Below are 26,725 nucleotides of genomic sequence, written 5' to 3' on the forward strand. Positions count from 1 at the left end.
ATGTTCGAGCATACAGACACACTCTGACCTTTAAACAACAGACAAAGCCGCTTAGAGCATACCCAAAGAACTTGGGCGGGGGAATAGCCCGAAGGTACCGCCTAGTACTATGCTCCTATCTGAGTTAGGGTAGGACTTGACCTGCTCGCATACCAGCGTTCAGGACTTTCGGGCCGTATCGATTCCCACATCGCCCCTATAGCAAGATCGTCGCCGCCAAGGCTGCAAGAAGCATCCAAGCAAAAAAACTGGTACCGCGCAGATCACCGCTCGCTGGCTGGTTGACTCGCCTTCGCGTCTTCGTGGGAGACCGGTTCTTTTGTCCCCTTAGTGTCTTGGAGCCTTGGTGGTAAAACATGCTGCCGAACAAAGAACGCAGAGGCCCCGCAGCTCGGCCAAAAGGCGTGGTCGCACCCGCGCGAGATGTGGTACAATAGCCCGGAAAGGCAAAGACGGAGACGAGTAGGCAGCCCCTGGCTGGTCTAGCGAGCGCACACCCGGTGCAAGGTGCGCCCACCCACCTGTCGAACATCCCTCCCGAGCCGGCCAGTGAACGGCCCAGCGGCCCCCGCCGCCCCAGGCCCAGTAGCCGCGCCCGCCCTCGCCCGGCGTTACCACGGCGGCGGTGTGCTAGCACCGCACCGAGCGCCCCTGCCCCGCACCATGCGGCACAGCGGGGGAAGCAGGGTGGTACCACGGGGTTTTTCGCCTCGTCCCTGGTTGGGGGCGGGGTTTTTTGTTGTGTTCTGGGGTCAGCCCCAACGAGTGGGCAGGAGGAAGCCCGATGGCATTCAAGGCAGTAGATACGCGCGCCTCATTCCCCACGCTGGAAAGCGGCGTCAGCGAGTGGTGGAAGGCCAACGGCGTGGTCAAGAAGTCGCTGGAGAGCGGCGACCGCAGCAACCCGTTCATCTTCTTCGAGGGGCCGCCCACCGCCAACGGCAAGCCCGGCGTGCACCACGTGGAGGCCCGCGTCACCAAAGACCTGATCGTGCGCTACCAGCGCCTGCGCGGGCGCTATGTGATCGGCGCGCGCGGCGGCTGGGACACCCACGGGCTGCCCGTCGAGGTCGAGGTCGAGAAGGAGCTTGGCTTCAAGGGCAAGCCCGACATCGAGCGCTACGGCATCAAGGAGTTCAACGCCAAGTGCAAAGAGAGCGTGAACCGCTTTGTCGACCGCTTCGAGGAGCTGACCGACAAGATCGCGTTCTGGCTCGACCTTGAGCACCCCTACACCACCTACGACAACAGCTACATCGAGTCGCTGTGGTGGATCTTGCAGCAGCTCTGGCAGCAGGATCTGCTGTTCCGCGACTACAAGACCACCTGGCACTGCCCGCGCTGCGGCACCACCCTGGCCGACGCCGAGGTGGCCCAGGGCTACGAGGAGAACACCGACGACCCCTCGGTGTGGCTGCGCTTCCGCCACACGCCGTCGGGCCACGCCCACGACGCGCTGCTGGCCGATTCCGCGCTGGTGGCCTGGACCACCACGCCCTGGACGCTGCCCGCCAACGTGGCGATGGCCGTGAACCCCACCGCCAACTATAGCCTGGTGGAGTACACCGGCGGCGAGCAGCCCGAGCGGCTGGTGCTGGCCGAGGCCCGGCTCGATGCCACGCTGGGCGAGGGCAACTACACCGTGCTGGCCACGCTCACCGGCGAGGCCCTGTGGGGCGTGCGCTACGCCAACCTGTTCGAGGGCGTGGCGGGCGCGGGCGACACCCCCGACCTCACCAAGGCCTACCGCGTGGTGGCCGACGACTTTGTGTCGCTCGACGACGGCACCGGCATCGTCCACATCGCCCCGGCCTACGGCGACCTGGAGATCGGGCGCAAGTACGACCTGCCCACGCTGTTCTCGGTGCAGCTGGATGGCAACACCGACGCCGCGTTCGAGCCGCTGGGCTTCGGCGGCATGTTCTTCAAGCAGGCCGACCCGCTGATCACGCGCAACCTGAAGGAGCGCGGGCTGCTGTTCCGCGGCGGGCGGGTGAAGCACACCTACCCGTTCTGCTGGCGCTGCAAGACGCCGCTGCTCAACTTCGCCAAGCCCTCGTGGTACATCCGCACCACCGCCAAGAAGGATCTGCTGGTCGACAACAACCAGCAGGTCCACTGGGTGCCCGAGCACATCCAGAACGGGCGCTTCGGCAACTGGCTGGTCAACAACATCGACTGGGCCATCTCGCGCGAGCGCTACTGGGGCACGCCCCTGCCGATCTGGGTCTCCAGCAACGGCCAGCACACCGAGGTGGTCGGCTCGGTGGCCGAGCTGTCGGCCAAGGTCGGGCGCGACCTGAGCGATCTGGATCTGCACCGCCCCTTCGTGGACGAGCTAACCTGGGAGCACCCGCAGCACGGCACCATGCGCCGCGTGCCCGATGTGGCCGACGCCTGGTTCGACTCCGGCTCGATGCCGATCGCGCAGTGGCACTACCCGTTCGAGAACAAGGAGCTGTTCGAGCTGGCTGGCCAGGCCGACTTCATCTCCGAGGCTATCGACCAGACCCGCGGCTGGTTCTACACCCTGCACGCGGTCTCGACCATGCTGTTCGACCGGCCCGCGTACAAAAACGTGATCTGCCTGGGCCACATCCTCGACGCCAAGGGCGAGAAGATGTCGAAGTCGCGCGGCAACATCGCCGACCCGTTCGAGCTGCTCGATCAGTACGGCGCTGACGCGATGCGCTGGTACATGTTCGCCAGCGCGCCGCCCTACAACGCCCGCCGCTTCGGGCCGGACTACATCTCGGAGATGCTGCGCCAGTTCCTGCTGACGCTCTGGAACACCTACGCCTTCTTCGTGACCTACGCCAACCTGGATGGCTGGACGCCCAACAGCGGCGTGACGCCCGAGCTTCAGCCCACCGACCGCTGGGCGTTGTCGCGCCTGAACGCGCTGGTGCGCGACATGACCACCGGCCTCGACTCGTATGACGTCTACGCGCCCGCTAAGGCCGTCGAGTCGTTCGTCGAGGAGCTTTCCAACTGGTACGTGCGCCGCAACCGCCGCCGCTTCTGGAAGGAGGAGCACGACGGCGACAAGGAGGCCGCCTACCACACGCTCTACACCTGCCTGGTCACGCTGGCCAAGCTGATGGCCCCGTTCACGCCCTACATGGCCGAGGAGATCTACCAGAACCTGGCCCAGGGCGACGCCAAGGAGGCCGAGTCGGTGCACTTGACCACATGGCCCACCTACGACGAGGCCCTGATCGACGAGCAGCTGCTGGCCGACACCGCCCTGCTGATGGAGGCGGTGAGCCTGGGCCGCGCCGCCCGCAAGGGCGCTGCGGTGAAGGTGCGCCAGCCGCTGAAGGAGCTGTGGGTGCGCGTGCCGCCCACCTCGCTCGATGGCCTGAAACGGCTTGAGGGCGAGCTAAAGGACGAGCTGAACGTCAAGGCCGTGCGCTACCTCGACAGCTCATCCAGCCTGGTCGAGTACCGCTTCAAGCCCAACCTGCGCGTGGTGGGCAAGAAGTACGGCAAGCAGGTGCCCGCGCTCACCGCCGCCCTAAAGGAGCTGGCGGGCGAGGCCGCGCGCGCCGCCGCCCAGGCCCACGAGGCCGGGCAGCCCTTCACGCTCACCGTGGGCGGCGAGGCCCTGGAGCTGCAGGCCGACGAGGTGCTGGTCGAGTCCTCCTCGCCGGAGGGCTACGCGGTGGCCGAGGGCGCTGGCGTGCTGGTGGCGCTCGACACCACACTCACCCCCGAGCTGGTGGCCGAGGGCATGGCCCGCGAGCTGGTGCGCAACATCCAGGATGCCCGCAAGGCCGCAGGCTTCGAGATCGCCGACCGCATCCACATCTACCTGGGCGGCGCGCCCGAGCCGGTGACGGCGGTGGTGGCCGAGTACGGCGCGTACATCCGCAGCGAGACCCTGGCCGAGTCGCTGACCCTGGCGGCCCCGCCCGCCCAGGCCCACGCCGAGCAGCTGGAGCTGGGCGGCGCGACGGTGGCGCTGGGCGTGGCCCGCGTGGCCTAGCGCAGCACGCATCGGGGGAAACAGGGAGGCCAGCGCAGTGCGCTGGCCTCCCTGTTTATGCCCGCAGCTTGTTGATCGAGGGTGCCTCTATCGCCCATATCGCATCGTGTGTTGCGCTGTGGTCAAGGCCAACATCACCACGCCCAGCGCTCAGCGCTGCCCCTACCCCGTAGGCAGGGCCATAGCGCGGGCCGCATTCGATGCTGCCTGGGAACCTGTCGCATCAATCACGCGTCCTCTCAGGAGATAGACGTGAATAGATGCACAGGAGGCGGTTATGCTCGGTTTGCCCAGAATACTGGTTGCCAGCTTCATCGTGTGGTCGCTCGCCGGGTGTGGCGGCCAGGTATCGCAGGCAGCATCGCAGCCCACAGCAGCGCCTACCACCCTCGCTCCCCTCGCCCCCGAGCCGACGGCAGCGCCTAGCACACCAACGATCCCCTCTGCCCAGCCAGCTGCGATCAGTGAGATGGTGGCCCCAAAAACACCGATTACGGTGCGCCTTGATGCGCAGGTCCTCGACCCCGCTCAGAGCACCATCCGCTATGTTATGACCGTAACATCGGCCATTTCGCTCCCCGATATCGAGGCATCGTTCTGGATAACACCACATATGCGCTTAGTGGCAGGGCAGGCAACCGATCACACCCCGCTCGAAGAAGGCATCGCTAAGCAGTTCGCCATCGATGTGCAGCTGGAGGAAGAAGGCACCTATGATATGGTGGCATGGGCTGGCACGACAGGCTCCGGCAATAGTGACGCCTTGTATGTACGACAGCAGGAAGGCACCTTCGCGATCTCGCGCGATGAACTGCCGCACCCCACACAGCATCGGCCACCGCCCCCCACCGCTCGGCCTGAGCTGCCAACGGTAGCGCCCACCACGCCAACGCCTACAGCGGTGAAGCCACCATCGCTGGCTACGGTGCGCCTTGATGCGCAGGTTCTCGACCCCGCCCAGCGCACCATCCGCTATGTTATGACCGTGACCTCGACCATTTCGCTCCCCGATATCGAAGTGTGGTTCTGGGTAACGCCACATATGCGCCTGATGGCAGGGCAGGAAATCTATCACGCCCCGCTTGAAGAAGGCATCGCCAAGCAGTTCACCATCGATGTGCAGCTTGAGAAGGAAGGCCTCTATGAGATGACGGCTGGGGCTGCTTCCAAGCATGAGGGCTGGGCAATAAAAGAAGCTGATAGCCTCTATATACGCCACCAAGGCAGTACCTTCGAGATCGTACGCAACGGGAGTTCCTAAGCCAAAACAACAGCGAAACACCACCGTAGGGGCGGGACTCGTGTCCACCTGCGATGATCGGCATCGCGTCGCGCCGTGGGCATTGCACAGGAAGACCATGCGCGCGGCGATCTTTGATGGGGGCGGGCACGAGACCCGCCCCTACGCCATGGATGGCATCGGGCGGGCATGCGAAGAACGCCATGGGCGGGCCTTGTGCCCGTCTATAATGATCGGCGTCGCCACATCATCACATGGCCTATCTCGCAGGCAAAACATAGATCGGGTGTCAAAGCTTCCTTGCCTTTTCTTGCATTCTATCTATACTTCTCTACAAGATATGCGCTATCTCAGAGGCAATACAGCGCTATCGCGATAGGCCCCGCGCTGCCATTTCAGAAAAATACCGCTCATCCAACGAGTTCAGCCTCTCATCCAACGAGTTCAAGTCTTCATCCAACGAGTTCAGCCTCTCATCCAACGAGTTCAAGTCTTCATCCAACGAGTTCAAGTCTTCATCCAACGAGTTCAGCCTCTCATCCAACGAGTTCAAGCCTTCATCCAACGAGTTCAAGCCTTCATCCAACGAGTTCAGCCTCTCATCCAACGAGTTCAGCCTCTCATCCAACGAGTTCAGCCTCTCATCCAACGAGTTATCAGTTCATGAAGGAGAAAACGGTGCCGCAGCTCACTGACATCACGCGTGAGGGACAATCGACCAAGCTATTCAACACCATCGCCGAAAACCCCGACCTCCAGCATGCTCTAGAGGAGGCCGGTTACACCAGCGACGTCATCGCCCAGGGCAGGGCGCTCCATGACGCCCACATTGCCGCGCTCAACCATGCGAATCAGGCCCAAGGCAGGCGCATCAATGCAACCAAGGCCCTACAAGATCAGATGAAAGCCATGAAGATACAGGTGAGTGGGCTAGAGAAAATTGTGCGGTCGCTGTTTGGGAAAGATGCGGGGGTGCTGCGGGCATTGGACATGCGACAATATGCCGCTTTTGGTACGGTCAAAACACCCGAAGAAAAGGCCTCACGCCAGCCAAGCAAATCGCAGGCCGCCTTCCTGGCCCACGCCCGCAGCCTCTACGATGGGGCGCTGGCCCGCCCCGACGTGCTGGAGAAGCTGGCCACCGTGGGCTACCCCGCCGCGCGGCTCGCGAGCGAGCGCGAGCAGGTTCTGGCGCTGGCCCAGGCCGACGCCGCCCAGGAGGTGCGCAAGGCCGAGGCCAAGGCCAGCACCGCCGCCCTGAACGCCGCCGAGCGCGCCCTCGACCAGTGGGTGAGCCAGCTGGCCACCGTGGCCAAAGTCCACATGCGCGCCCGCCCCGATCTGCTCGACAAGCTGGGGCTGTAGAGGGACGCAGTAGGCCGCTCACTTTTGAGGCTGGTTCTGCGTCGTTTTGGGGTCAGCCCGACCGTAGACTATGCTTGCAGCATTGCCCGGTCGGGCTGACCGTTGCGGCTTCGATGATGATGGTTCCTTGTGGTTGGTGGGTGCGTGCCCTACGCGGGCAGCGGCTAGGGGCCTGCCCCTAGCAACCCCGCGAGGGGGCATCGCCCCCTTCGAACCCCCAATTTGAGGCATTCCCGTGCTGTTCGCTAGCTGCTAGTGTTCGTGCATATGGCCATCAAAACACGCGCAGCACCTTCGCCGCATGGGCCGGGTGGGTAAGGTGTGGCAGTACTTATTTTGAAACTGGTTTGCAGGCGATGATGCGCTGTACATGGTCTAATCTGGCACGCAGTTCGCACGCTTTACCGCATCCAAAAGCCCATCCATGAAAATGATACCTGCTGAGGGGCGGGCCGCCCGCCCACAATGATCGGCAGCGCGCCGCACGCGCTACCGCCCCAGCAGCGGCAAGAACACCTGCCCGCCGCATGTGCGCAGCGCCGCCCCGGCATCCACGATCCCCCAGCCGGTATCGTCGTCGCGGCCCGCCGCGCCCACACCCTGCGCGCTGCGCAGCAGGCAGCCGCGCAGCTGGGCGGGCGTGGTCTGCGGGTAGCGCTCCAGCACCAGCGCCGCCACGCCCGCCACGTGAGGGGCCGCCATGGATGTGCCCGACATGGCGTAGAAGCCGCCGTCGCGCCAGGTGCTGAGGATGCCCTGGCCGGGGGCCAGCAGATCGAGGCGCGGGCCGGATGCCGAGAAGCTGGCCCGCAAGCCCGCCGCGTCGCTCGCACCCACGCTCAGCACGCTGGGGTAGGCCGCCGGGTAGAGCACCGCGCCGCTGTTGCCAGCCGCCGCCACCACCACCACCCCGCGCGCCTCGGCCTGGGCCACGGCGTCGGCCAGCAGCGGGCTGGGCGCGTCGAAGCCCAGGCTCATATTCACCACCCGCGCGCCGTGCTCCACGGCGTAGCCCAGCCCCCGGATCACATCCGATTCCCAGCCGCTGCGGTCGGCATCCAGCACCCGCAGCACCATCAGCCGCGCGCGCCAGGCCAGCCCGCTGGTGCCCTGGCCGTTGTCGCCGCGCGCCGCGATGATGCCCGCCACGTGGGTGCCGTGGCCATCGGGGTCGGCCAGGTCGGCGTCGTCGCGGGCGTAGCTCTGGAAGTTGCTGACCACGTGGTAGAAGTGCCAGCCCGAGGTATCGTCGATCAGGCCGTTGCCATCGTCATCTAGCCCGTTCCCCGCGGCCTCGCCGGGGTTCTGCCAGAGCTGCCCGGCCAGATCGGGGTGGTCAAGCTGCGCGCCGGTGTCCAGCACAGCGATCGGCACATCCAGCGTGGAAGTGACCACATCCCAGGCCTCGGCGGCGTGGATCTGGCCGATCGCCCACTGCGAGGCCAGCAGCGGGTCGTCGGGCAGAGCCTGGGCCGCCAGGCGGTGGTCGGGCTGGGCCACGGCCACCCCGGGCAGCGCGGCCATGCGGGCGGCGTAGGCGCGCTCGCCGCCCACCGGCACCTGCACGCTCAGCATGTCCTGGGCAAGGGCCGCATCCAGCGCGGCATCCGGGGGCAGCAGCCGAGCCACACCTGCGGCGCTAGCCCCTGGGCGCAGGCGCACCAGCACCGCGCCGGGGCGGATGTCGGGCGGCGGCGCGGGCGCGGCAGCAGCGGGGGTAGCGGCGGCGCAGATCAGCGCGCACAGGCAGAAAAGAGACAGATGCACAGGCATAGACCCCTCAGAACACAAAAAGCGTGCCGAGGCCCAGTGGGCCTCGGCACGCCACGCATGCGGTCTTACTTCGACGAGATCGGCAGGAAGTTGATCTTGCCGAACTGCTCAAGGCGCAGCGATGTGAAGGCCCCATCGTTGACCTCGACCTTGTTCTGCACCCGGACCGCCAGCATGGTGGTGCGGGTCAGCTTGTAGCTGAAGCTCACCTTGGCCCCGCTGTCGATCGTCGCGCTGCCGGTCAGCACCACAGCGATCGCCTCGCCGGGTGCGGCGCGCACCGCATCCAGGCCAGCCACGCCCTTAGTCGCCAGGATCTGCTGCACCTGGGACAGGGTGGCCTTCACCGGCACCGCGCCATCGCTGGCGCTGCCTTCCACATAGGTGGCAGCCGCCTCGTCAAAGTCGCTGTACACCGTGAGCTTGGCCGGGCTGCCCACGTTCTGGCCCACCACCTTCACTGTCACCGGGTCGGTGATGCCGCCATCAGGAGTGATCGTAGCCGACGAGTCCGCCGCCGTCTTGGTGTTGTACACCCGGATGGTGCCGTACGAGCCGTTGTCGGCCTGGCCAACCACCTCGAAGTGGTAGCCGTACTGCAGGTTGGTCGAGCCGGGGTTACCGCTGTGCTGGCCCGTCACCACTACTCCAGCGGTCGAACCAAGATCCAAGAAGTTCACAATATCGGCGCTATAGATCGTCTCGTAGGCGCTCGGCGTCGTGCCCTCGGAATCGGCCACGAACTCGGCAGGCGTCTTGGGCGAGTAGTAACCCGAAGCTGGCACGACCACGCTGGCGTCGGGGTCGCTCAGCGCAAAGCGCCGCGCGCGCACAGCCGAAGTGGCCACCGCCGTATCCAGCCGTTCGACGCCTGGGTAGTAGCCCAGCGCATCGTGGAAGCCGTTGACCGCAGGCAGCGCGGCCTGCAGGGTGGGCGTATACACATAGTCGGAGCCGATCAGCGAGGCCAGCGTCAGCGTGACCGCAGGCGAACCCTGCAGGTTGAAGGCGCTGTTGATCGCCTGCACGCGCCCGCTCCAGTTGTTGCCTGGCGCGTAGGGGAAAGTGCCCACGCCGGTGGTGATCTTGCCGTTCCTGGGGCCGCGCAGCGGCTGCGGGTTGGCATCCACGATCAGCAGGCCGCCCTTGGGGCCTTCGCTGGGCAGATCCTCCAGGGTGGCGATCGGCGCGTTGGTCGCGCCAAACGGGTCGACGCCATAGCGGCTATCGCGCAGCCAGACCAGCAGGCCGGGGGCGTTAACCGGCGTGTGGTCGACGCGGAACTGCTCGCGGCCATCGGCGGTGATATCCGAGAAGATCGTGTTGTAGCCATACTTCAGGCCTCGGTCGAAGCCATCGGTATTGCGCCACTCCAGCAGGTAGTACTCGGGGAACTCCTGCGTGCCATCCGAGAAGCCCCAGCCAGCGCCCAGCGTCTCGCCCGGAATACCGGCGGCAACGGCAGGCACCCAGCCCTTCAGGTCGCTGCTCTCGATTCCGTCGCTGAAGATCGCCGTGATACCCTCGCGCACCACAATGTTGTCGATGAACGAGCCGCGCAGGAGCGAGGCCTCATCGGTGTTGTAGCGGAAGCGCAGCTTGATATTCTGGCCAGCGTAGGCCGAGAGATCGTGCGCCACGCGCTCCCAGCCGCCGCTGGAGCCGGTGTAGGCGTAGGCATTCTCGTAGGCGAAGCGCTTGAGGTTGCCGTTCGGGTCGGTGTAGCTCGGCCCGCCCACGGTGGATGGGTCGGCGGTGCCGTCGATCACGCCCGGCAGCGTGGTGTAGGTGGTGCCGCCATTGGTCGAAACCTCGACGAACAGGTAGTCCCAGTCCTCCTCGATCTCGTGATCGATGTCGAACTTCAGCGTGAGCGGGGCGCTCCGGCCAGCCAGGCTGAGATCACGGGTGATGGTGTTCTGCGCACCGTTCTGGTCATTGTTCGACCACCACGCCTGGTTGCTGCTACCCTGCAGCTCGGTATAGGTGACATGGTTGGGCGGCAGGTTCACGCGCACCGCCTGGGTGGTGCCCGCTGGCGGGTTCGAGGTCTGGCCCAGCTTCAGCTCCTGCGGTGCCGCCGACGGCTCGACCACCTTGTAGTCGGCCCAGCCGAGGGCGTATTTGTCCCAGGCGCTCATGTGGGTCGGGTGGGTGCCGATCAGCTTGCCGGTGTTGCTGCCGGTGCTCATCAGATCCCACCACACCACGTTGCTCTCGCCCGCGCGCGAGGTGTCGTACAGGTCGGGCAGGCCGAGGTCGTGGCCGAACTCGTGCACCAGCACGCCGGTCTCCACATCCTCGTACTGCAGGGTGTAGCCATTAAAGCGGATGTCGCGGTCGGTCGGGTCGCTGGGGTCTTTAGTGTGGGCGACAAAGTTGGGGTCGTTCTGAGGCACGCTAGAGCGGTGCGCCCACAGCGCCTGGTAGCCCTGCACGCCGCCGCCCGACGACTTGTCCTTGCCAGCGTGGAAGATCACCACGTGGTCGATCAGGCCATCGCCATCGGTGTCGTAGTCCTTCCAGGGGAAGCTGGGGTCGGCCTTGTTGATCTCGGTGATCAGGTCGGCGATCAGGGCCTTGGGGCCACTGCCGAAGTAGGGGTTGCTGGGCAGGCCGTCCATATCGGCCATATCCGCAGACTCACCATCGTAGCAGGCGCTCGCGCCGTAGTAGGCCTCGGAGTGCGGCAGCGTCACCCAGCCGATCACGCCCTTGGGGCCACCGTCGAACTGCACGTGGCCGCCCGAGACCTCCTCGTAGTAGTTGCGCATGGTCTGGCCGGCCAGGTTGATGCCGGGCTTGCCATCCTCGGGGTCGGTCAGGTCGAGCCGCACGCGCTCGGTGATGCCCTCGGTAGAGAACACCAGCTTCTCGTAGTACTCGCGCTCGAAGCTCGGCTGCCAGAACGTGAAGTTATCCAGCGGGCCGGGCGAGGGGATCTGGTTGTGCAGCGGGCCGGTGGCCGTCACATTCTCGGTGATGCAGGTCGGGTCATCCACCGAGGTGCGGTGCGAGAAGGCGGTGGCGGTGTCGGTGCCGCCGAAATCCACCATCACCGCGAACAGGCGCAGGGTGCCCTCCACGCCCAGGCCCATGGCCTTGGGGCTGCTGTTGGCGGCCAGCGCGCGCTGCTCGTTCTGCTGCAGCTTGGCGTAGGCAGCAGCGTTGGGGCCGTGGTAGTGCTCGGCGTTCCAGCTGTCCAGCAGCTCCTCGCGCTTCTGGGCCAGCTGCGCCGCCGATGCACCGGCCCCCAGCTGGCTGCGGGCAATCGCGCCAAGCAGCGTCTCACGCGGGGGCTGGAGGCTCAGGTCGCGCTTGAGGTCAAGCGAGCGGCCCGATGTGGTTGGCGTGGCTGCCGCGCCGGGGCCATCTTCTTGGGGCGCGCGCTGGGCCTGGGCCGCAGGGGCGGCGACCAGCGAGCATGTTAAGCCCAGCACCATCAGGGCTGCGGTGCGAGACCACACATAGGACAGTGATCGTTTCAAGCCAATGCTCCTTCTGAGTATGAAGGCCTACACACCTAGCGAAAGCGGCCTTTTGCAAAGCTCGTACACTAGCAAGGATGGATCAGAATGAAACAGCAGCAGCACCATCGCCACGCTGAAGGCAATATGGGGTGATAAGGTGATGAGAATGAATGGAATAAAATAGATAGTATGCGCGGTTGTTTTTTTTGTCAACTAGTCGACGGCCGTAAAAATGCACAAAGAGAAAGAAGCCCAAAGCATATTGATCTGGCATTAGCCCACCTTTAGTGCACTTTTCACCACCAGAGCCAGCTTCACAGCACAGCCACTAGCACAAAACGCACCATGTGAGAAAGGGTTCTCGCACGGTGCGTTTTGTTAGGAGATCATCCTACCAGCAACCACCTAGCTGCGATCATGCTAGCGCGTGACCAGCGGCAGGTAGATAAAGCTGTTCGGCCCGCCACCCGGCGTCGGCGTCACCGGCGTCGCGGTCGGCGTGGTGGGTGTGGTTGTCACCGTGCCTGTCGCGGTCGGCGTGGTCGGTGTCGTCGTCACCGTGCCCGTCGCGGTCGGCGTGGTCGGTGTCGTCGTCACCGTGCCTGTTGCGGTCGGCGTGGTCGGTGTCGTCGTCACCGTGCCCGTCGCGGTCGGCGTGGTCGGTGTCGTCGTCACCGTGCCTGTCGCCGTCGCCGTCGGCGTGGTCGTCACGGTCCCGGTCGAAGTCGGCGTCGAGGTCGGCGTCGGCTCGACAAGGTCGATCACCTCCAGCTTGTTGCCCTCGGCGTTGTGCATGTGGAAGAGTACGATGCCCTGCGTGTCGTTGTCGGCGTAGGCCGCGCGGTTGTAGACCGCCGGGATAGTCTCGCCCTGGTAGTCCACAAAGAGCGGTATGCCCTCGACGATACCGCCGCTGAACTGCACGCCAGGAGTGGCCGGGTTGTAGACCAGATCCGGGGTCGAATCGACCAAGTTGCCAGTGAGCTTCGAGTAGGTCGCCACCGAGTAGGTGAAGGTGCTGTTGCTGTCGGTCAGGCCCAGATCGGCAGCGTCAGCGCCCAAAACCATCGCGTTGGTGTGATAGGGCGCTTGGTCAATCGCACCGCTGGCAAAGTTGAGGTAGCCGACTGCCGAGCTTGCCCCCACCGAGTAGTCGTAGAGGCTGGTGACGAAGACATCCGTCGGGCTGGTGTTCTGCTTGATCGAGTTGTTGTAGAGCACATAGTCATAGAAGCCATCGTTGTCCGAATCGATGAAGATCTCGTAGTCAACGATATTTGGCGAATCCCAGCTACCGTAGCCCGAAACCAAGAAATACAGTTTGGTGTCATCGATCGACAGGTCAGGGGCATAGGTGCTAGAAACACCCACGTGCTGGATGTCGGAGGCGCGCGCGACGCCAGTACTGCCAGCATCGGGGCTGGTGTAGGCCAGCTCGAAGGCCGAGACGAGGGAGAAGGTGTCATCGGCCGCCAAGCCCGTATCAAAGCCCTCGCCCGTCAGGTCAATCGACACATCCTGCGAGGCAGCCCCCGTCAGCTCGACCTCGCTATCGGATGCCTGCATGGTGGATGTGATGCGCGGCGCGGCGTACACCGGCAGGCGCAGCTCGGATGCCGCCGTGGTCGGCACAAGCTTCAGGTAGCCCTGGGCCTCGCTGATCCAGTTGCGGGCATAGCCGACCTGGGTCGAATTCTCCGAGGGGCTGAGCGCGTGGTTCAGCTGCGCGGGATCCACCGTCAGCGTGATCGTCACATCCACGCTCGCGCCCGCCGCCACCGTCACCTGCGCGGGGCTGACCGTGTACGCGACGCCTGGGATGCTGGCCGCCGCCACATAGCTGAGATCGTAGGTGACCGAGCTGGCACCTTTGTTCTCGACCGTGGCCTGCTTCTGCAGCGTGATCGCCTCGGTGATCTCCAACGTGCCGAACGACACGCCGACCACATTCGGCTGCTCTTTGTTATAGATCAGCACCGAGTCGTTGGCGGCATTCACCAGATCCACGCGGCCAGCGCCCATGCGGGTGGGGCCGAAGATCGGCGAGTTGCTGGCAACCGCCGAGCGCACGTCGTTCTTCGCCGTGTTCATGGCCAGCGCCTTCAGCTCCTGCACGCTCCAGCCGGGGTGCAGCTGGCGCAGCAGCGCCAGCGAGCCTGCGATTTGTGGCGCGGCCATCGAGGTGCCATTCAGGCTCTCGCCCCCAGTGTTCGAGCCCGAGCGGGTGGAGAAGATACCCTGGCCGGGGGCGGCAATATCGGGCTTCAGCAGGCCATCTCGGCGCGGCCCCATCGAGGAAAAGTCGGACAGGGTGTCGCTCTGACCAGGGAAGCCGTACTGGCCCGTGCCACGGTAGGCCTTGTCAAAGGTAGCCGTGACACGCTTGCCAGCGGCCAGAGCCGCCTTGATCGCAGCGCCGGTGGCCTTGGGCATCGAGGCCGAGGGCGCAACCGAGCTACCCGTGATGCTCAGATCAAACACGTCGGTGTTGTCGACCAAGATAACGCCCTTGGCACCAGCAGCCACCGCATTCCCTGTGCGCGCGACCGAGCCGCCGCAGCTTGGGTCGGTCCAGTCCAGCAGGGCGATCTTGCCGTTCAGCAGGGCCTTGTTCGCCGTGGTGAAGGCCGCGCAGCCATCGCGCTGGGTGGGAGGGTAGACAATATCGCCCGTGAAGCCGGGCGCGGAATCCCAGGCGTAGGCCGCCGAGAAGGAGATAGGCTGCAGCGTATCAGCCAGCGCCTCGGAGTCGGCGGTCACGTGCATCGAATCCATAATGTCCGCTGCATCGACCGAGGAGGCCACGCTGATCACGCTGGCGGCAGAGCCAGGCGAGCCAGTGATGTAGTGGGTATCGTACGCGTTACCCGACGAGGCCACCACCACCACACCAGCACTCACTGCGCGCTCGCTGGCCACCGCATCAGGGTCGGTATCCAGGTCGTCATAGCCCGAGTAGCCCGAGCCAAGCGACATGTTCACCACATCCAGGTGATCGCTAGTGTCGCCGTCGCCATTGGGGTCGATCGCATAGTCCAGCGCTGGCACCACCAGGTTGGTCGAGCCATCGCAGCCAAACACGCGGATGCCATACAGCAATGCGCCAGGGGCTACGCCAGGGCCGATCTTGAATGAGGAAAGCGAGAAGTCGAGCGAGCTGTTGTAGGGGCCGGCGTAGGTATTGCCAGCTGTGGTGACGCCCAGGCCAGCCACGGTGCCCGCCACATGCGAGCCATGGCCGCCGCCGTCATCCGCCGAGCAATCTAGCGGGTCGGCATCGGGGTGAGGAACCGGCTGGTAGCTCGGCGATGTCGGGTCGGCGTTGTAGTCGTCGCCAGCCAGATCGGTGCCGCCCGCCACCTTGGCCGTGGGGAACGAGCCAGGCTCGATCACCGCACCATCATTGGCGGCGTAGTCCTTGGTGCCGCCAAAGTTGGCGTGGGTGTAGTCGATGCCCGTATCGATGATGCCAACGCGGATGCCCGTGCCGGTCACATTTGCGCCAGTGGTATTCCACAGCTGCGGCGCGCCGATCTCGGGCACGCTGATCGAGTTGTCGAGCTGCTTTGGTGTCAGGCGATGGATGGCCTTCACACTGCTGAGCGAGGACAGGGTGGAGAGCTTGGCGGCATCCACCATCACCGCCACGCCGTTGTAGACACGCTGCGAGGTATAGATCGTCTTCGCGCCAGCGCTCGTCAGAGCGCTCTGCAGGGCCGACTGCTCGCCCTTGATCGTGGCCAGCTGGCTTCGCTGCGCGGCAGCGATGGCATTCTGGGAAAAACCACGAGATTTACCCTCGATCGCCACCTGGAAGGTAGGGGGGGTCTTCAGCTCCAGCAGAACCTGTACATCACCCTTGGCCTGCTGCAGGCTCGGGGGGATCTTCGCGGCAAGCTCAGCGCCCGCCAGCTTTTGCGAATCGCGCACGGTTGGCGGCTGTGTGTGTTGGGCCGATGCGGTAAGCGGCACCATGCTGGCAAGGATCACAACCGTTGCCAGTGAGCGGAAAAGATGTCTCATGGGTTACCCTTGGCTATGAGAAAACAACTCCAAGAAACCAGCCTCCGACGAGCGAACAGTCCTTTCTATCCATAAAAAGCTATAGATAACAGCAGCTTTGTGCTGAAGACCACTTCATTATCGTAAGGCAGAGTAGATACCGTTTGGCATCACCAGGGTATACCAACCGAAGGGATACGAGCATATCGTTCCCATGCGCTTCCCACAACAAAATATGCAGAACCAGCCTATACAGGCGATATTTGATCGAATCTACCGCTCGGGCGATAGCAGAAAACCAGCATGGAATCTATCGACGACATCCATACTGGGCAACTTCGGTGTCAGAACTTAATGAAAAAATGAGAGTTCGGAGTATTATGCGTATTTTCGCCAGATTGTCAAGTTGACCACTCGGATCAACAAGGCCTATGCGTTCTCGTTCGGTAGACATGTTTACCACCAAGGCTCCAAGGCTCCAAGGCTCCAAGGAGAAAAAGAGAACGATGCCACGAAAACACGAAGGGGAGAAAACCGATTCACCATCAAGAGGCCCTAGGCAAAACATCATCATACAGAATGCATAGGCCCTGGGGACTTAGGTGCGCTTTAATTGACAGCCCCTATCCATACGGTATAATACCTAGGTCGGAAGCCCATAGGGCGGCGTGCTTGCCATGCCGCAAATCTATGGCCGATATCTACTTTATGAAGGAGAACGGCTATGCCTAGCCTCGGGCCAGTCGAACTGATTATCATCCTTGTGATTGTGGTTGTGCTATTTGGCGCGAGCCGGCTCCGTGGTATCGGCGGCGCACTGGGTGGCAGCATCAAAGAGTTCAAGCAGGCCGTGCGCGACGACTCGTCTGCGGCATCGAGCGCGCCCAATAAGGACGATCAGAAGGCATAGTCGGTCGCCACAGCGCCTTTGGCATGTGGCCTGTTTACGTTGTCCTGTCGCTGTACCAGCGGCCTGAACGGGAAGAGGCGTCGCCACTTCTGGTGTGCCATCGCCTCGATCCACCTTGCGCCTGCCAACGCGCAAGCTGTTTAGGCTCGCGGTACAGCTTTTTTTCGCTATCGCCGCCGGTGCCCTGTGTAGTGGCGGCAACACACACAACCCCTATATGAGTGCAGAATTTTTTGACCGCGCGCAGATCTTGGTGCGCGCAGGCACCGGCGGCGACGGCATGGCCACCTTCCGGCGCGAGAAGTTTGTGCCCCGCGGCGGGCCGGATGGCGGCGACGGCGGGCGCGGCGGCAGCGTGTATCTGGTGGTCGACAAGCACCTCAACACGCTCCAGCGGTTCCAGAACGACCGCAAGTTTGTGGCCAAAAACGGCGACAACGGCGGATCGACCAAAAAGCACGGGCGCAACGGCGACGACCTGTTCATCCCGGTGCCACCTGGCACCGTGGTGCGCACCGAGATCGACGGCCAGGTCTACGAGGTCGATCTGGAGCAGCCGGGCATGCGCCTTCTGGCTGCAAGAGGAGGCAAGGGAGGGTTAGGCAACGTGCACTTCACCACCTCCACCCACCAGGCCCCCAAGATCGCCGAGCTGGGCGAGCCGGGCCAAGAGCTCACGCTGGAGCTGGAGCTGAAGCTGATCGCCGACGTGGGCCTGGTAGGCTTCCCCAACGCCGGGAAGTCCTCGCTGATCAGCGCGGTGAGCGCGGCGCGGCCCAAGATCGCCAACTACCCCTTCACCACGCTGCAGCCCAACCTAGGCGTGGCGCTGGTGGGCGACTTCTCGTTCGTGATCGCCGACATCCCCGGCATCATCGAGGGCGCGCACCAGGGCGTGGGCCTAGGCTTCGACTTCCTGCGCCACATCGAGCGTACCGGCATGCTCATCCACGTGGTGGATGCGGCGGGCACCGACGGGCGCGACCCGGTCGAGGACTACCGGATCATCCTGAACGAGCTGAACGAGTACCAGCCCGAGCTGGCCGAGCGCCCGCGCATGGTGGCGCTGAACAAGGCCGATCTGCCTGAGGCCGAGGAGCACATCCCCCGCCTGCGCGAGGTGATCGAGCTGCCGCCCGAGCAGGTCTTCACTATCTCCGCCGCCACCCGCCAGGGCACCGACGAGCTGATCCGCAGCGTGGCCGGCCTGCTGGCCCAGTCGCCACGACAGACCAGCGAGGTGCGCGAGGAGCTGCTGGAGTGGAACGTGCCCGTGGTGGACGACCGCGCCTATTCGGTGGAGCAGGTGGATGGCGGCTACCGCGTCGAGGGCAAACGCATCGAGCGGCTGGTGTCGATGACCAACTTTGCCCAGCCCGAGTCGCTGCTGCGGCTCCAGCGCGTGCTGGAGGCCACCGGCATCACCAGGGCGCTGCTGGCGGCTGGCGTGAAGGAGGGCGACACCGTCTTCATCGAGAAGGCCGAGCTGCTCTGGTCGGATGAGTACGGGGCCTAGCCCCGCTGCGTGGAAAGAAGAGCGACATGGCATTCGACGCGGTAGGCCTGCTTGAGCAGATGCTGCGCATCCCCAGCGTCTCGGGGCAGGAGCAGGATGTGGCGCAGTACCTGGTGGCCCAGATGCAGGCCAGCGGGCTGCACGCCTATGTGGATGGCGCGGGCAACGCGGTGGGCGAGCTGGGCCAGGGGCCAGAGGTAGTGCTGCTGGGCCATATCGACACCGTGCCTGGCGTGGTGCCGGTGCGGATCGAGGACGGCATGCTCTACGGGCGCGGCGCGGTGGATGCCAAGGGGCCGTTCGCCACCTTCGTGAGCGCGGCGGCGCGGCTGGCCCAGGGCGAGCCGCTGCCCTACAAGCTGGTGCTGGTGGGCGCGGTGGAGGAGGAGGCCGCCACATCCAAGGGCGCCCACCACATCGTCGAGCGCCACCGCCCCGCCGCCTGCGTGATCGGCGAGCCGAGCGGCTGGGATCGGCTGACCCTAGGCTACAAGGGGCGCATCCTGGCCGACGCCCGCTGGGAGCAGGGCATGGCCCACAGCGCTGGCCGCGAGGCCGCCGTGACCGAGCGGGCCGTGGCCTTCTGGAACGATGTGGCCGCGCTGTGCGCCAGCTTCAACGCCAGCAGGCAGCGCCTGTTCGATCAGCTGCTGCCGTCGCTGCGCGCGATCAACTCGGGCAGCGATGGCCTGACCGACTGGGCCACGGTGGTGGTGGGCATCCGCCTGCCCGAGGACATGCCCCCGCCCGAGCTGGCCGCCAAGCTCACCGAGCTGGCGGGCGCGGGCAGCATCCACTTCCACGATGGCTGCCACGCCTACCAGGGCGAAAAGAACTCGCCGCTGGTGCGCGCCTTCCTCAAGGGCGTGCGCGGCGCGGGCGGCACGCCCGGCTTCCTGCTCAAGACTGGCACATCCGACATGAACGTGGTCGGGCCAGTGTGGAAGTGCCCCATCCTGGCCTACGGCCCAGGCGACTCGAACCTCGACCACACCCCGAACGAGCATGTGGCGGTAGATGAGTACCTGCGCGCCATCGATGTGCTGGTGGCCGCGCTGCGCCAGCTTGGCACCACACTAGCCTAGCCTACCTCGGCCAGGGCGCACAGGCCATGCCTGTGCGCCTTTTGCATCCCCTCGCACCCTCCCAAAGCCCTCTGCCAGCCGCCAGATCCTCTTGTTAAGTGTTCTTTATACATTTTGCCCAAATCACCCACTGGTATTTCGTACCAAATCGCCGTAGCGTAAGGCGGGCTGCTGGGAGTATCTTACAAACGAACCACAAATGTCTGAAATACACAAGTTTGAAAAATAATCTGCGGCTGGTATGCGGTGAAGCACGCCACCTCAACGAAGAACCGTTGGGTTGGCGTTTTCTTTTGGCAGTGTTCGTAGATCAACCACAAAGAGAGGCGAGATGGAGAACATCAACGGCGCAGACACGGCATGGGTACTGATCTCATCAGCCCTCGTCATGCTCATGACACCAGGACTCGGCCTGTTCTATGGTGGCATGGTACGTGGCAAAAACGTACTCTCGACCATCATGCACAGCTTCTTTCTCCTCGCGCTGATCAGCGTGGAATGGGTGCTCTGGGGCTACTCGCTGGCATTTGGCCCGTCGCAGGGCGGCATCATCGGCAGCCTGTCCTGGGTGGGGCTGAACGGCGTGGGCGTCGAGCCGAACGCCGACTACGCGGCCACCATCCCCCACCAGGCGTTTATGGTCTTCCAGATGATGTTCGCCGTCATCACCCCGGCGCTGATCTCGGGCGCATTCGCCGAGCGCAAGCGCTTCAAGACCTTCGTGCTCTTCTCGCTGCTGTGGTCTACCCTGGTCTACGCCCCAATGGCCCACTGGGTCTGGGCGGTGGGCGGCTGGCTGCGCGGCCTGGGCGCGCTCGATTTCGCGGGCGGCACCGTCATCCACATCACCTCGGGCATCTCGGCGCTGGTGTGCGCGCTGGTGCTGGGCAAGCGCTCGGGCTACGGCACCGAGCCGATGCAGCCGCATAATGCCACGCTCACCATCATCGGCACGGCGATCCTATGGTTCGGCTGGTTCGGCTTCAACGCCGGTAGCGCGCTGGGCATCGGCGGGCTGGCCGTCGAGGCCTTTGTGAACACCAACATCGCCGCAGCCATGGCCGCGCTGGCCTGGGTCACGGCCAGCTGGATCCGCCACAAGCAGCCCAGCGTGATGGGCGCGGCGGCGGGCGCGGTCGCGGGCCTGGTGGGCATCACTCCCGCCGCTGGCTTCGTCACCCCGATGGCCGCGCTGATCATCGGCTTCCTGGCGGGCGTGGGCTGCTTCTTCGCCGTCGAGTATGTGGTGCGCGGTCGGGTCGACGACTCGCTGGATGTGTTCGGTGTCCACGGTGTTGGCGGCATCATCGGCGCGCTGGCCACGGGCATCTTCGCCACCAAGACGGTCAACTCCGCCGGTGCCGACGGCCTGCTCTACGGCAACCCTAGCCTGCTGCTCACCCAGGCGATCGCAGTGGTGGTGGCGGTGGTCTACGCCGCGGCGGTCACCTTCATCCTGCTCAAGGTGCTGGACGCGACCCTTGGCCTGCGCGTCACCGAGGAGGAGGAGAAGCAGGGCCTCGACGCCAGCCAGCACGGCGAGGTGGCCTACCAGGTCTAGCCTTACAAATAGCACCTATCTAGCTCCATAATCGACCGGACATTTACCTGATAAACGCTAAACCATACGGAGGAAACCAATGGACATCACAACTGTACTCGCGCTGGTTATGTTCGTTGCGATGGTTGCCCTGTGGGCCGTGCTTCCTAGCTCCAACGAGCCAACGATCGCCCACATGGTGAGCGGCGACGACAGCGTGGCGCTGGCACCCACCGCCACTGCCTCCTAGGCTAGCTCGCCAGAGCCAGCGCAGAAAGCCCCGAGCCTCTTGATCTAAGAGGCTCGGGGCTTTTTTCGTCATCTTCGCTCGAACCATGGGCAATCCGTCAGCTACCACCGGTTTAATTGGTGGTATTGCACAAAAGGAAGGGTGGGTTTTCCATATTTTCTACCCCTAGCGCCGCCGAAACGAGCGGCGTATGATACCACCTCAGATACCCCCAAACACAATATGATGCACTGATGCAACACCGAAGGCCCACCACACGGCCTGCGGTGTTGTTGTTTTCGGGAACAACAAGCTATGGGTGAAACCATACGTCTCCTGCTTCCACTTGCAGCCATCCTCATTGGCGCAAAGTTTGCGGCCCAGATCAGCATGCGTTTTGGACTGCCAGCCGTATTCGGCGAGCTGGTGCTCGGGTTGGTGCTGGGGCCATCGGTGCTTGGGCTGCTCCACCCAAACGAGATCCTGCAGACCATCGCCGACATCGGCGTGATCCTGCTGATGTTTATGGCCGGGCTTGAGACCGATGTCGCCGCAATGAAGACCGTGGGCAAGGCGTCCCTGCTCACGGCGGTAGGTGGGGTTATCCTGCCGCTGCTGGCGGGCCTGGGCGTGGGCGTGGCCTTCGGGATGGAGTGGCACCACGCGCTGTTCTTGGGCGCGGTGCTCACCGCCACCAGCGTCAGCATCTCGGCGCAGACGCTGCGCGAGCTTGGTCGGCTGCGCTCCCGCGAGGGGTCGATCATCCTCGGCGCGGCGATCATCGACGATGTGCTGGGCGTGCTGGTCTTCGCCTTTGTGCTGGCGCTCTCGGGCGAGGGCAATATCCTGCTGACGGTTGGCAAGATGGCGCTGTTTTTCCCGATCGCGTGGTTCCTCGGCGACAAGGTGGTGCCCTACATCATCCGCTGGGAGAAGAAGCTGCACCAGCGCGAGGCTGGCCTCGCGATCATCTTCGGTATGGTGCTGGTGTACGCCTGGGCTGCCGAGGCGCTGGGCAGCGTAGCCACCATCACCGGTGCCTACCTGCTGGGCGTGATCGTGGCGCGGCACGCCAAAGAGGGCCATATTGTCCACGAGGGCACCTCGGCGGTGGGCTACGCCTTCTTCATCCCCGTGTTTTTCATCAACATCGGCCTCCAGGCCAGCATGCAGGGTCTGGTGCTGCTGCCTGGGCTGGCCATACTGCTGATCGTGCTCGCCATCGCCAGCAAGGTGGTGGGCTGCGGCTTCGGCGCGCTGGCGGGCGGCATCGACCGCGCCAAGTCGTTCATCATCGGCTGCGGCATGATCTCGCGCGGCGAGGTGGCGCTGGTGCTGGCGGGCGCGGGGCTGGCGGCAGGGCTGCTCGATGCCAACCTGTTCTCGGTGCTGATCGTGGTCACGCTCGCCACGACGCTGGTCACACCGCCCCTGCTACGGCTGGCCTACATCGCCCGGCCACAGCCCACCGATCCAGTTGAGGCCGCAATCGCAGGCGACTGACCTTGACCGATCCTAAGCGCCACGCACGTGGCGCTTCGTGCTTATTGGCTTGTGATCCACGCTTGATCCCTAGCGCATGAAGGAGGTTTCCCGCACCTACCCAGCAGCGGTCGGGCCGCCGCTGCAGCCATCCCCGTCCGATGGCTCGGCCAAGATGCCAAAGGGTCGTTGTGATCTTGTGGCGCGATGGGCGCTCCATCCGCTCGCTGACTACAACGAGGATCATTAAGGAGAATCCCCCTATGGAAGAGCAACTCTCGCTTCTCACGATCGCAGCGAATACGCTGTGGCTGCTGCTCGCAGGCTTCCTGGTATTTTTCATGCAGGCTGGGTTCGCATTGGTGGAGACGGGATTCACCCGCGCAAAGAATGTCGCGCACACCATGATGATGAACATGATGGTGTTCTGTATCGGCGCGATCGGCTACTGGATCTGCGGTTTCGCATTCGAGTTCGGCGCGGTCAACTACACCTACCCCCAGGCGGGCGCAAACGGCGCGTGGGCCTTCTCGCCCATCACCATCGGCTCGTGGGCAGATGCGGCGGGCAACCCGCTGCTGTCCAGCGGCCTGCGCATCGGCGATCAGGCCGGGTTCCTCGGCCTCTCGGGCTTCTTCCTGCAGGGCATCCCGCTAAGTCTGGCGGGCATCTTCGCCTTCTTCCTCTTCCAGATGGTCTTCATGGACACCGCGGCCACCATCCCCACTGGCTCGGGCGCAGAGCGCCTGAAGTTTATCGGCTTCGTGCTGATGAGCCTGTGGGTGAGCATGTTGGTCTACCCGCTGGTCGGCAACTGGATCTGGGGCGGCGGCTGGCTGCAAAACCTGGGCCGCTCGGCTGGGATCGGCAACGGCGCGGTAGACTTCGCCGGGTCGGGCGTGGTGCACACCACCGGCGGCGCGGTGGGCCTGGCGATCGCTATGGTGATCGGCCCGCGCATTGGCCGCTTCAACAAGGACGGCAGCGCCAACACCATCCCCGGCCACAACATCCCGATGGGCGTGCTGGGCACCGTGATCCTGTTCTTCGGCTGGTTCGGCTTCAACCCCGGCTCGGCCATCGGCCTGGTGAATGCGGCGAGCGGCTCGGCCCCGGCCAACCTCATCCCGCTGAACCTCACCACCATCGCGGCGGTCAACACGCTGCTGGCGGGCGCGATGGGCGGCTGCTCGGCCATGGCCTACATGTGGCTGTTTGGGCCGACCAAGAAGCCCGCGCCTGGCATGTCGGTCAACGGCATCCTGGCCGGTCTGGTAGCGATCACGGCCCCCTGCGCCTTCGTGGACAACTGGGGCGCGGTGATCATCGGCCTGATCGCGGGCGTGCTGGTGTGCGTGGCCACCACCGTGCTTGAGAAGGCCAAGATCGACGACCCGGTAGGCGCGGTGCCGGTGCACTTTGTGAACGGCCTGTGGGGCGTGCTGGCGGTCGGCCTGTTCTCGGTCGGCAACACCGACACCTCGGGCTGGAACGGTGTGTCGACCCCGATCACCGGCCTGTTCTACGGCGGCGGCGTGGGCCAGCTGGGCGCGCAGTTCCTGGAGGCGATCTCGGTGGCGGTCGTGGTCTTCGGCCTCTCCTACGCCTTCTTCACTGTGCTGAAGCGGGCCGGGCTGCTGCGCAGCCGCGAGGCCGACGAGATCGGCGGCCTGGACATGCCGGAGATGGGCGAGGAGGGCTATGTGGCCGATGTGCCGGTCCCCGGCGGCCAGGTTGGCCCGGTGCCCACCCCCACCTTCGCCACTGGCGCGGCCAGCTCGGCAATCACGCCAGAGAAGTAGCGTTCCATAGGGCAACAAGATCGGGCTGGGGGCATACCCCCCAGCCCGATTCGCGTTTTGGCTGCGCTGTGCGCTAGATGTAGTACATTACCTCGCCCTCGTGGGCGCGCTTGCGCTGGCACAGATCCTCCAGGGTGATCGTGGACAGGTGATCCTGCACGGTGGCGCGCAGATCAGTCCACACCCCGCGGATGATCATGCGATCTGCAGCGTCGGCGGTGGCGATCTCGCCGCTGCTGTCGGGCGGCAGCAGCGGGCCCTCCAGCGCCACCAGCGCATCCAGCACGCTGATGCGGGCTGGCTCGCGCGAGAGGCGGTGGCCGCCCTGCGGGCCGCGCAGGCTCTCGATCAGGCCAGCCTTACGAAGAAGGATCAGGATCTGGTTCAGGTAGTTCTCGTCAATCCCCTGCCGCTCGTGGATGTCGCGGCTCTGGATCGGCCCCTCGCCAAAGCGCTGCGCCAGGTCAAACAGCGCCCGGAGGCCATACTCGCTTTTGCTCGAAATCCGCATGTTAGTTTGCTACACTACTGCCGCGTGCTTTCGCCGCCAGCATATATTCGCGCACGGTCTGCTCTAGCGCGTCAAGATCGATCGGCTTCGCCACATATGCACAGAAGTCCGAGGTGATGAGCGATCGGGCCTCGGGGCCATCCAGCCCGCTCATGGCGATGGCAGGGATGTGGGCGTACCCTGGCAGCTCGCGGAGCAGCCGGAGCGCCTCGGGGCCGTCTTGGTCGGGCAGGTGCAGATCCATCAGGATCAGCGACACAACAGCGTGGCGCGCTTGATCGACAGCCTCATCGGCTCGTGCAGCGAGCATCACCCGATACCCCAGCGATCCAAGAAAACGCTCAAGGACCTGCTGCATGAGGAGGTTATCATCCACAAGCAAGATATCCATACCCTTGTCCTTCGGTGCAGTGCTGCGAATGCGAGTATTCTATCATTTATTGTCAAGAATGTGTAGCGATTTTTAACCGGGTAGTACGCGCCCCGTAGAAAAAGGCCCGCCGAGCATGTGCTCGGCGGGCCTGGGGGCGCTCTCGGCGCTGCTAGGGGTAGATGCCGCGCGTGATCGTGGCATCGGCCACGCGGCGCACCGCCAGCAGGTAGGCGGCCATGCGCAGCGGGATGCGCCGCTCGCGGGCGAGCGTGCTGACCTGCTGGTAGGCCCCCACCATGATCCGCTCCAGCTTGGCGTTCACATCCTGCTCATCCCAGAAGAACGACTGGAGGCCCTGGACCCACTCGAAGTAGCTGACCACCACGCCGCCGGCGTTGGCCAGGATGTCGGGCACCACGGTGATGCCGCGCTCGGCAAAGATGGCGTCGGCACCGGGGGTGGTGGGGCCGTTGGCACCCTCGACGATGGCGCGGGCGCGGATGCGGCTGGCGTTCTGCTCGGTGAGCTGGTTCTCTAGCGCGGCGGGCACCAGCACGTCGCAGGGCAGCTCCAGCAGCTCGGCGTTCGAGACACGCTCGACCCCAGGTGCGGCGTAGCCCTCCAGCAGGCGGCGCGGGTGGGCCGCCACATGGGCCTGCATCGCCGCCAGATCCAGCCCACCCGCGCAGTAGTAGCCACCGCTGGCGTCGCTCACCGCCACCACCTTGCAGCCCAGCGACTGGATGAGCCGCGCCGCCGTGCCGCCCACGTTGCCAAAGCCCTGCACCACCACCCGCAGGCGGCTCGGCTCCAGCCCCTGCTCGGCGGCCAGCTCGCGCAGCATCAGGCTGACGCCGCGCCCGGTGGCGTCGCTGCGCCCTAGCGAGCCGCCGATGCCGATCGGCTTGCCGGTGATCACCGAGGGCACGGTGTGGCCCGCGTGCATGGAGATCGTGTCCATGATCCAGGCCATAACCTGGGCGTTGGTGTTCACATCCGGCGCGGGGATGTCTTTATCGGCTCCGATCAGCACGCTGATCTCGGAGGCGAAGCGGCGGGTCAGCCGCTCAAGCTCGTGGATGGAGAGGCCCGCCGGGTCGACGACCACGCCGCCCTTCGCGCCGCCGTAGGGGATGTTCACCAGGGCGCACTTCCATGTCATCCACATGGCCAGGGCGCGCACCTCATCCAGGTCGACCGACGGGTGGTAGCGGATGCCGCCCTTGGCCGGGCCGCGCGCCAGGTTGTGCTGCACGCGGTAGCCGGTGAACACGCGGGTCGCGCCGCTGTCGAGCTTCACCGGGAAGGTGACCGTCAGCTCGCGGTTGGGGACACGGAGGATGTCGCGGATGCCCTGGGGGAGATCGAGCAGCTCGGCAGCGCGGTCGAACTGCTGCTGCGCGATCAGGAAAGGATTCTTCAGCTCGGACGTCATTGTC

General features: G+C 64.8%; 16 protein-coding genes. 9 read left to right on the forward strand and 7 right to left on the reverse strand.

From position 1 onward, the window contains the following. Positions 1-784: 784 nt before the first annotated feature. Positions 785-3,988: an isoleucine--tRNA ligase gene (locus tag F8S13_10245; GenBank protein KAB8143387.1), complete on the forward strand. Its 3,204-nt coding sequence runs from the start codon at positions 785-787 to the stop codon at positions 3,986-3,988. A 277-nt stretch (positions 3,989-4,265) separates the two neighbouring features. Further along, on the forward strand, positions 4,266-5,249 hold the full coding sequence (locus F8S13_10250) for a hypothetical protein (GenBank protein ID KAB8143388.1): 984 nt from the start codon (positions 4,266-4,268) through the stop codon (positions 5,247-5,249). Between the two features lie 346 nt (positions 5,250-5,595). Here F8S13_10250 and F8S13_10255 read toward each other — a convergent pair whose 3' ends face one another. Beyond that, positions 5,596-5,877, reverse strand: coding sequence for a DUF342 domain-containing protein (locus F8S13_10255; GenBank protein ID KAB8143389.1), 282 nt, complete (start codon positions 5,875-5,877; stop codon positions 5,596-5,598). A 29-nt stretch (positions 5,878-5,906) separates the two neighbouring features. Here F8S13_10255 and F8S13_10260 point away from each other — a divergent pair, with 29 nt between their 5' ends. Then, complete coding sequence (locus F8S13_10260; GenBank protein KAB8143390.1) at positions 5,907-6,593, forward strand: hypothetical protein; 687 nt, start codon at positions 5,907-5,909, stop codon at positions 6,591-6,593. Positions 6,594-7,082: 489 nt separating this feature from the next. Here the strand turns inward: F8S13_10260 and F8S13_10265 are convergent, their stop codons facing one another. From F8S13_10265 to F8S13_10275, 3 genes are all read right to left on the reverse strand, one after another. Continuing rightward, complete coding sequence (locus F8S13_10265) at positions 7,083-8,360, reverse strand: S8 family serine peptidase (GenBank protein ID KAB8143391.1); 1,278 nt, start codon at positions 8,358-8,360, stop codon at positions 7,083-7,085. A 71-nt stretch (positions 8,361-8,431) separates the two neighbouring features. Beyond that, entirely contained in the window at positions 8,432-11,854 is a 3,423-nt protein-coding gene (locus F8S13_10270) for a M6 family metalloprotease domain-containing protein (protein KAB8143392.1), read from the reverse strand. A 402-nt stretch (positions 11,855-12,256) separates the two neighbouring features. After that, complete coding sequence (locus tag F8S13_10275; protein ID KAB8143393.1) at positions 12,257-15,859, reverse strand: S8 family serine peptidase; 3,603 nt, start codon at positions 15,857-15,859, stop codon at positions 12,257-12,259. A 703-nt stretch (positions 15,860-16,562) separates the two neighbouring features. On the opposite strand from F8S13_10275, the gene tatA reads away from it, so the two are divergent. The 6 genes from tatA (at position 16,563) to F8S13_10305 (ending at position 24,402) form a co-directional block, all read left to right on the forward strand. Next, positions 16,563-16,748 (forward strand): twin-arginine translocase TatA/TatE family subunit, encoded by a 186-nt coding sequence (gene tatA, locus F8S13_10280; GenBank protein KAB8143394.1) that lies wholly within the window; start codon positions 16,563-16,565, stop codon positions 16,746-16,748. Between the two features lie 217 nt (positions 16,749-16,965). Beyond that, the gene (gene obgE / locus F8S13_10285; GenBank protein ID KAB8143395.1) at positions 16,966-18,264 is read left to right on the forward strand and encodes a GTPase ObgE; all 1,299 of its coding nucleotides are present in this window, start codon (positions 16,966-16,968) and stop codon (positions 18,262-18,264) included. Between the two features lie 26 nt (positions 18,265-18,290). Beyond that, positions 18,291-19,349 (forward strand): [LysW]-lysine hydrolase, encoded by a 1,059-nt coding sequence (locus F8S13_10290; GenBank protein KAB8143396.1) that lies wholly within the window; start codon positions 18,291-18,293, stop codon positions 19,347-19,349. A gap of 331 nt (positions 19,350-19,680) precedes the next feature. Then, positions 19,681-20,910 carry an ammonium transporter gene (locus F8S13_10295; GenBank protein KAB8143397.1) on the forward strand — a complete coding sequence of 410 codons (1,230 nt, stop codon included), beginning with the start codon at positions 19,681-19,683 and terminating at the stop codon, positions 20,908-20,910. A gap of 523 nt (positions 20,911-21,433) precedes the next feature. After that, positions 21,434-22,621 carry a cation:proton antiporter gene (locus F8S13_10300; protein ID KAB8143398.1) on the forward strand — a complete coding sequence of 396 codons (1,188 nt, stop codon included), beginning with the start codon at positions 21,434-21,436 and terminating at the stop codon, positions 22,619-22,621. A gap of 242 nt (positions 22,622-22,863) precedes the next feature. Further along, positions 22,864-24,402 (forward strand): ammonium transporter, encoded by a 1,539-nt coding sequence (locus F8S13_10305; protein ID KAB8143399.1) that lies wholly within the window; start codon positions 22,864-22,866, stop codon positions 24,400-24,402. Between the two features lie 73 nt (positions 24,403-24,475). On the opposite strand, the gene F8S13_10310 is transcribed toward F8S13_10305, so the two are convergent. From F8S13_10310 to F8S13_10320, 3 genes are all read right to left on the reverse strand, one after another. Beyond that, positions 24,476-24,913: an Rrf2 family transcriptional regulator gene (locus tag F8S13_10310; protein ID KAB8143400.1), complete on the reverse strand. Its 438-nt coding sequence runs from the start codon at positions 24,911-24,913 to the stop codon at positions 24,476-24,478. A 1-nt stretch (position 24,914) separates the two neighbouring features. Continuing rightward, positions 24,915-25,304 (reverse strand): response regulator, encoded by a 390-nt coding sequence (locus F8S13_10315; protein ID KAB8143401.1) that lies wholly within the window; start codon positions 25,302-25,304, stop codon positions 24,915-24,917. 151 nt (positions 25,305-25,455) lie between these two features. Beyond that, positions 25,456-26,721: a Glu/Leu/Phe/Val dehydrogenase gene (locus F8S13_10320; protein ID KAB8143402.1), complete on the reverse strand. Its 1,266-nt coding sequence runs from the start codon at positions 26,719-26,721 to the stop codon at positions 25,456-25,458. Positions 26,722-26,725: the final 4 nt, after the last annotated feature.

It is taken from the genome of Chloroflexia bacterium SDU3-3 (assembly GCA_009268125.1).
Lineage (GTDB): Bacteria > Chloroflexota > Chloroflexia > Chloroflexales > Roseiflexaceae > SDU3-3.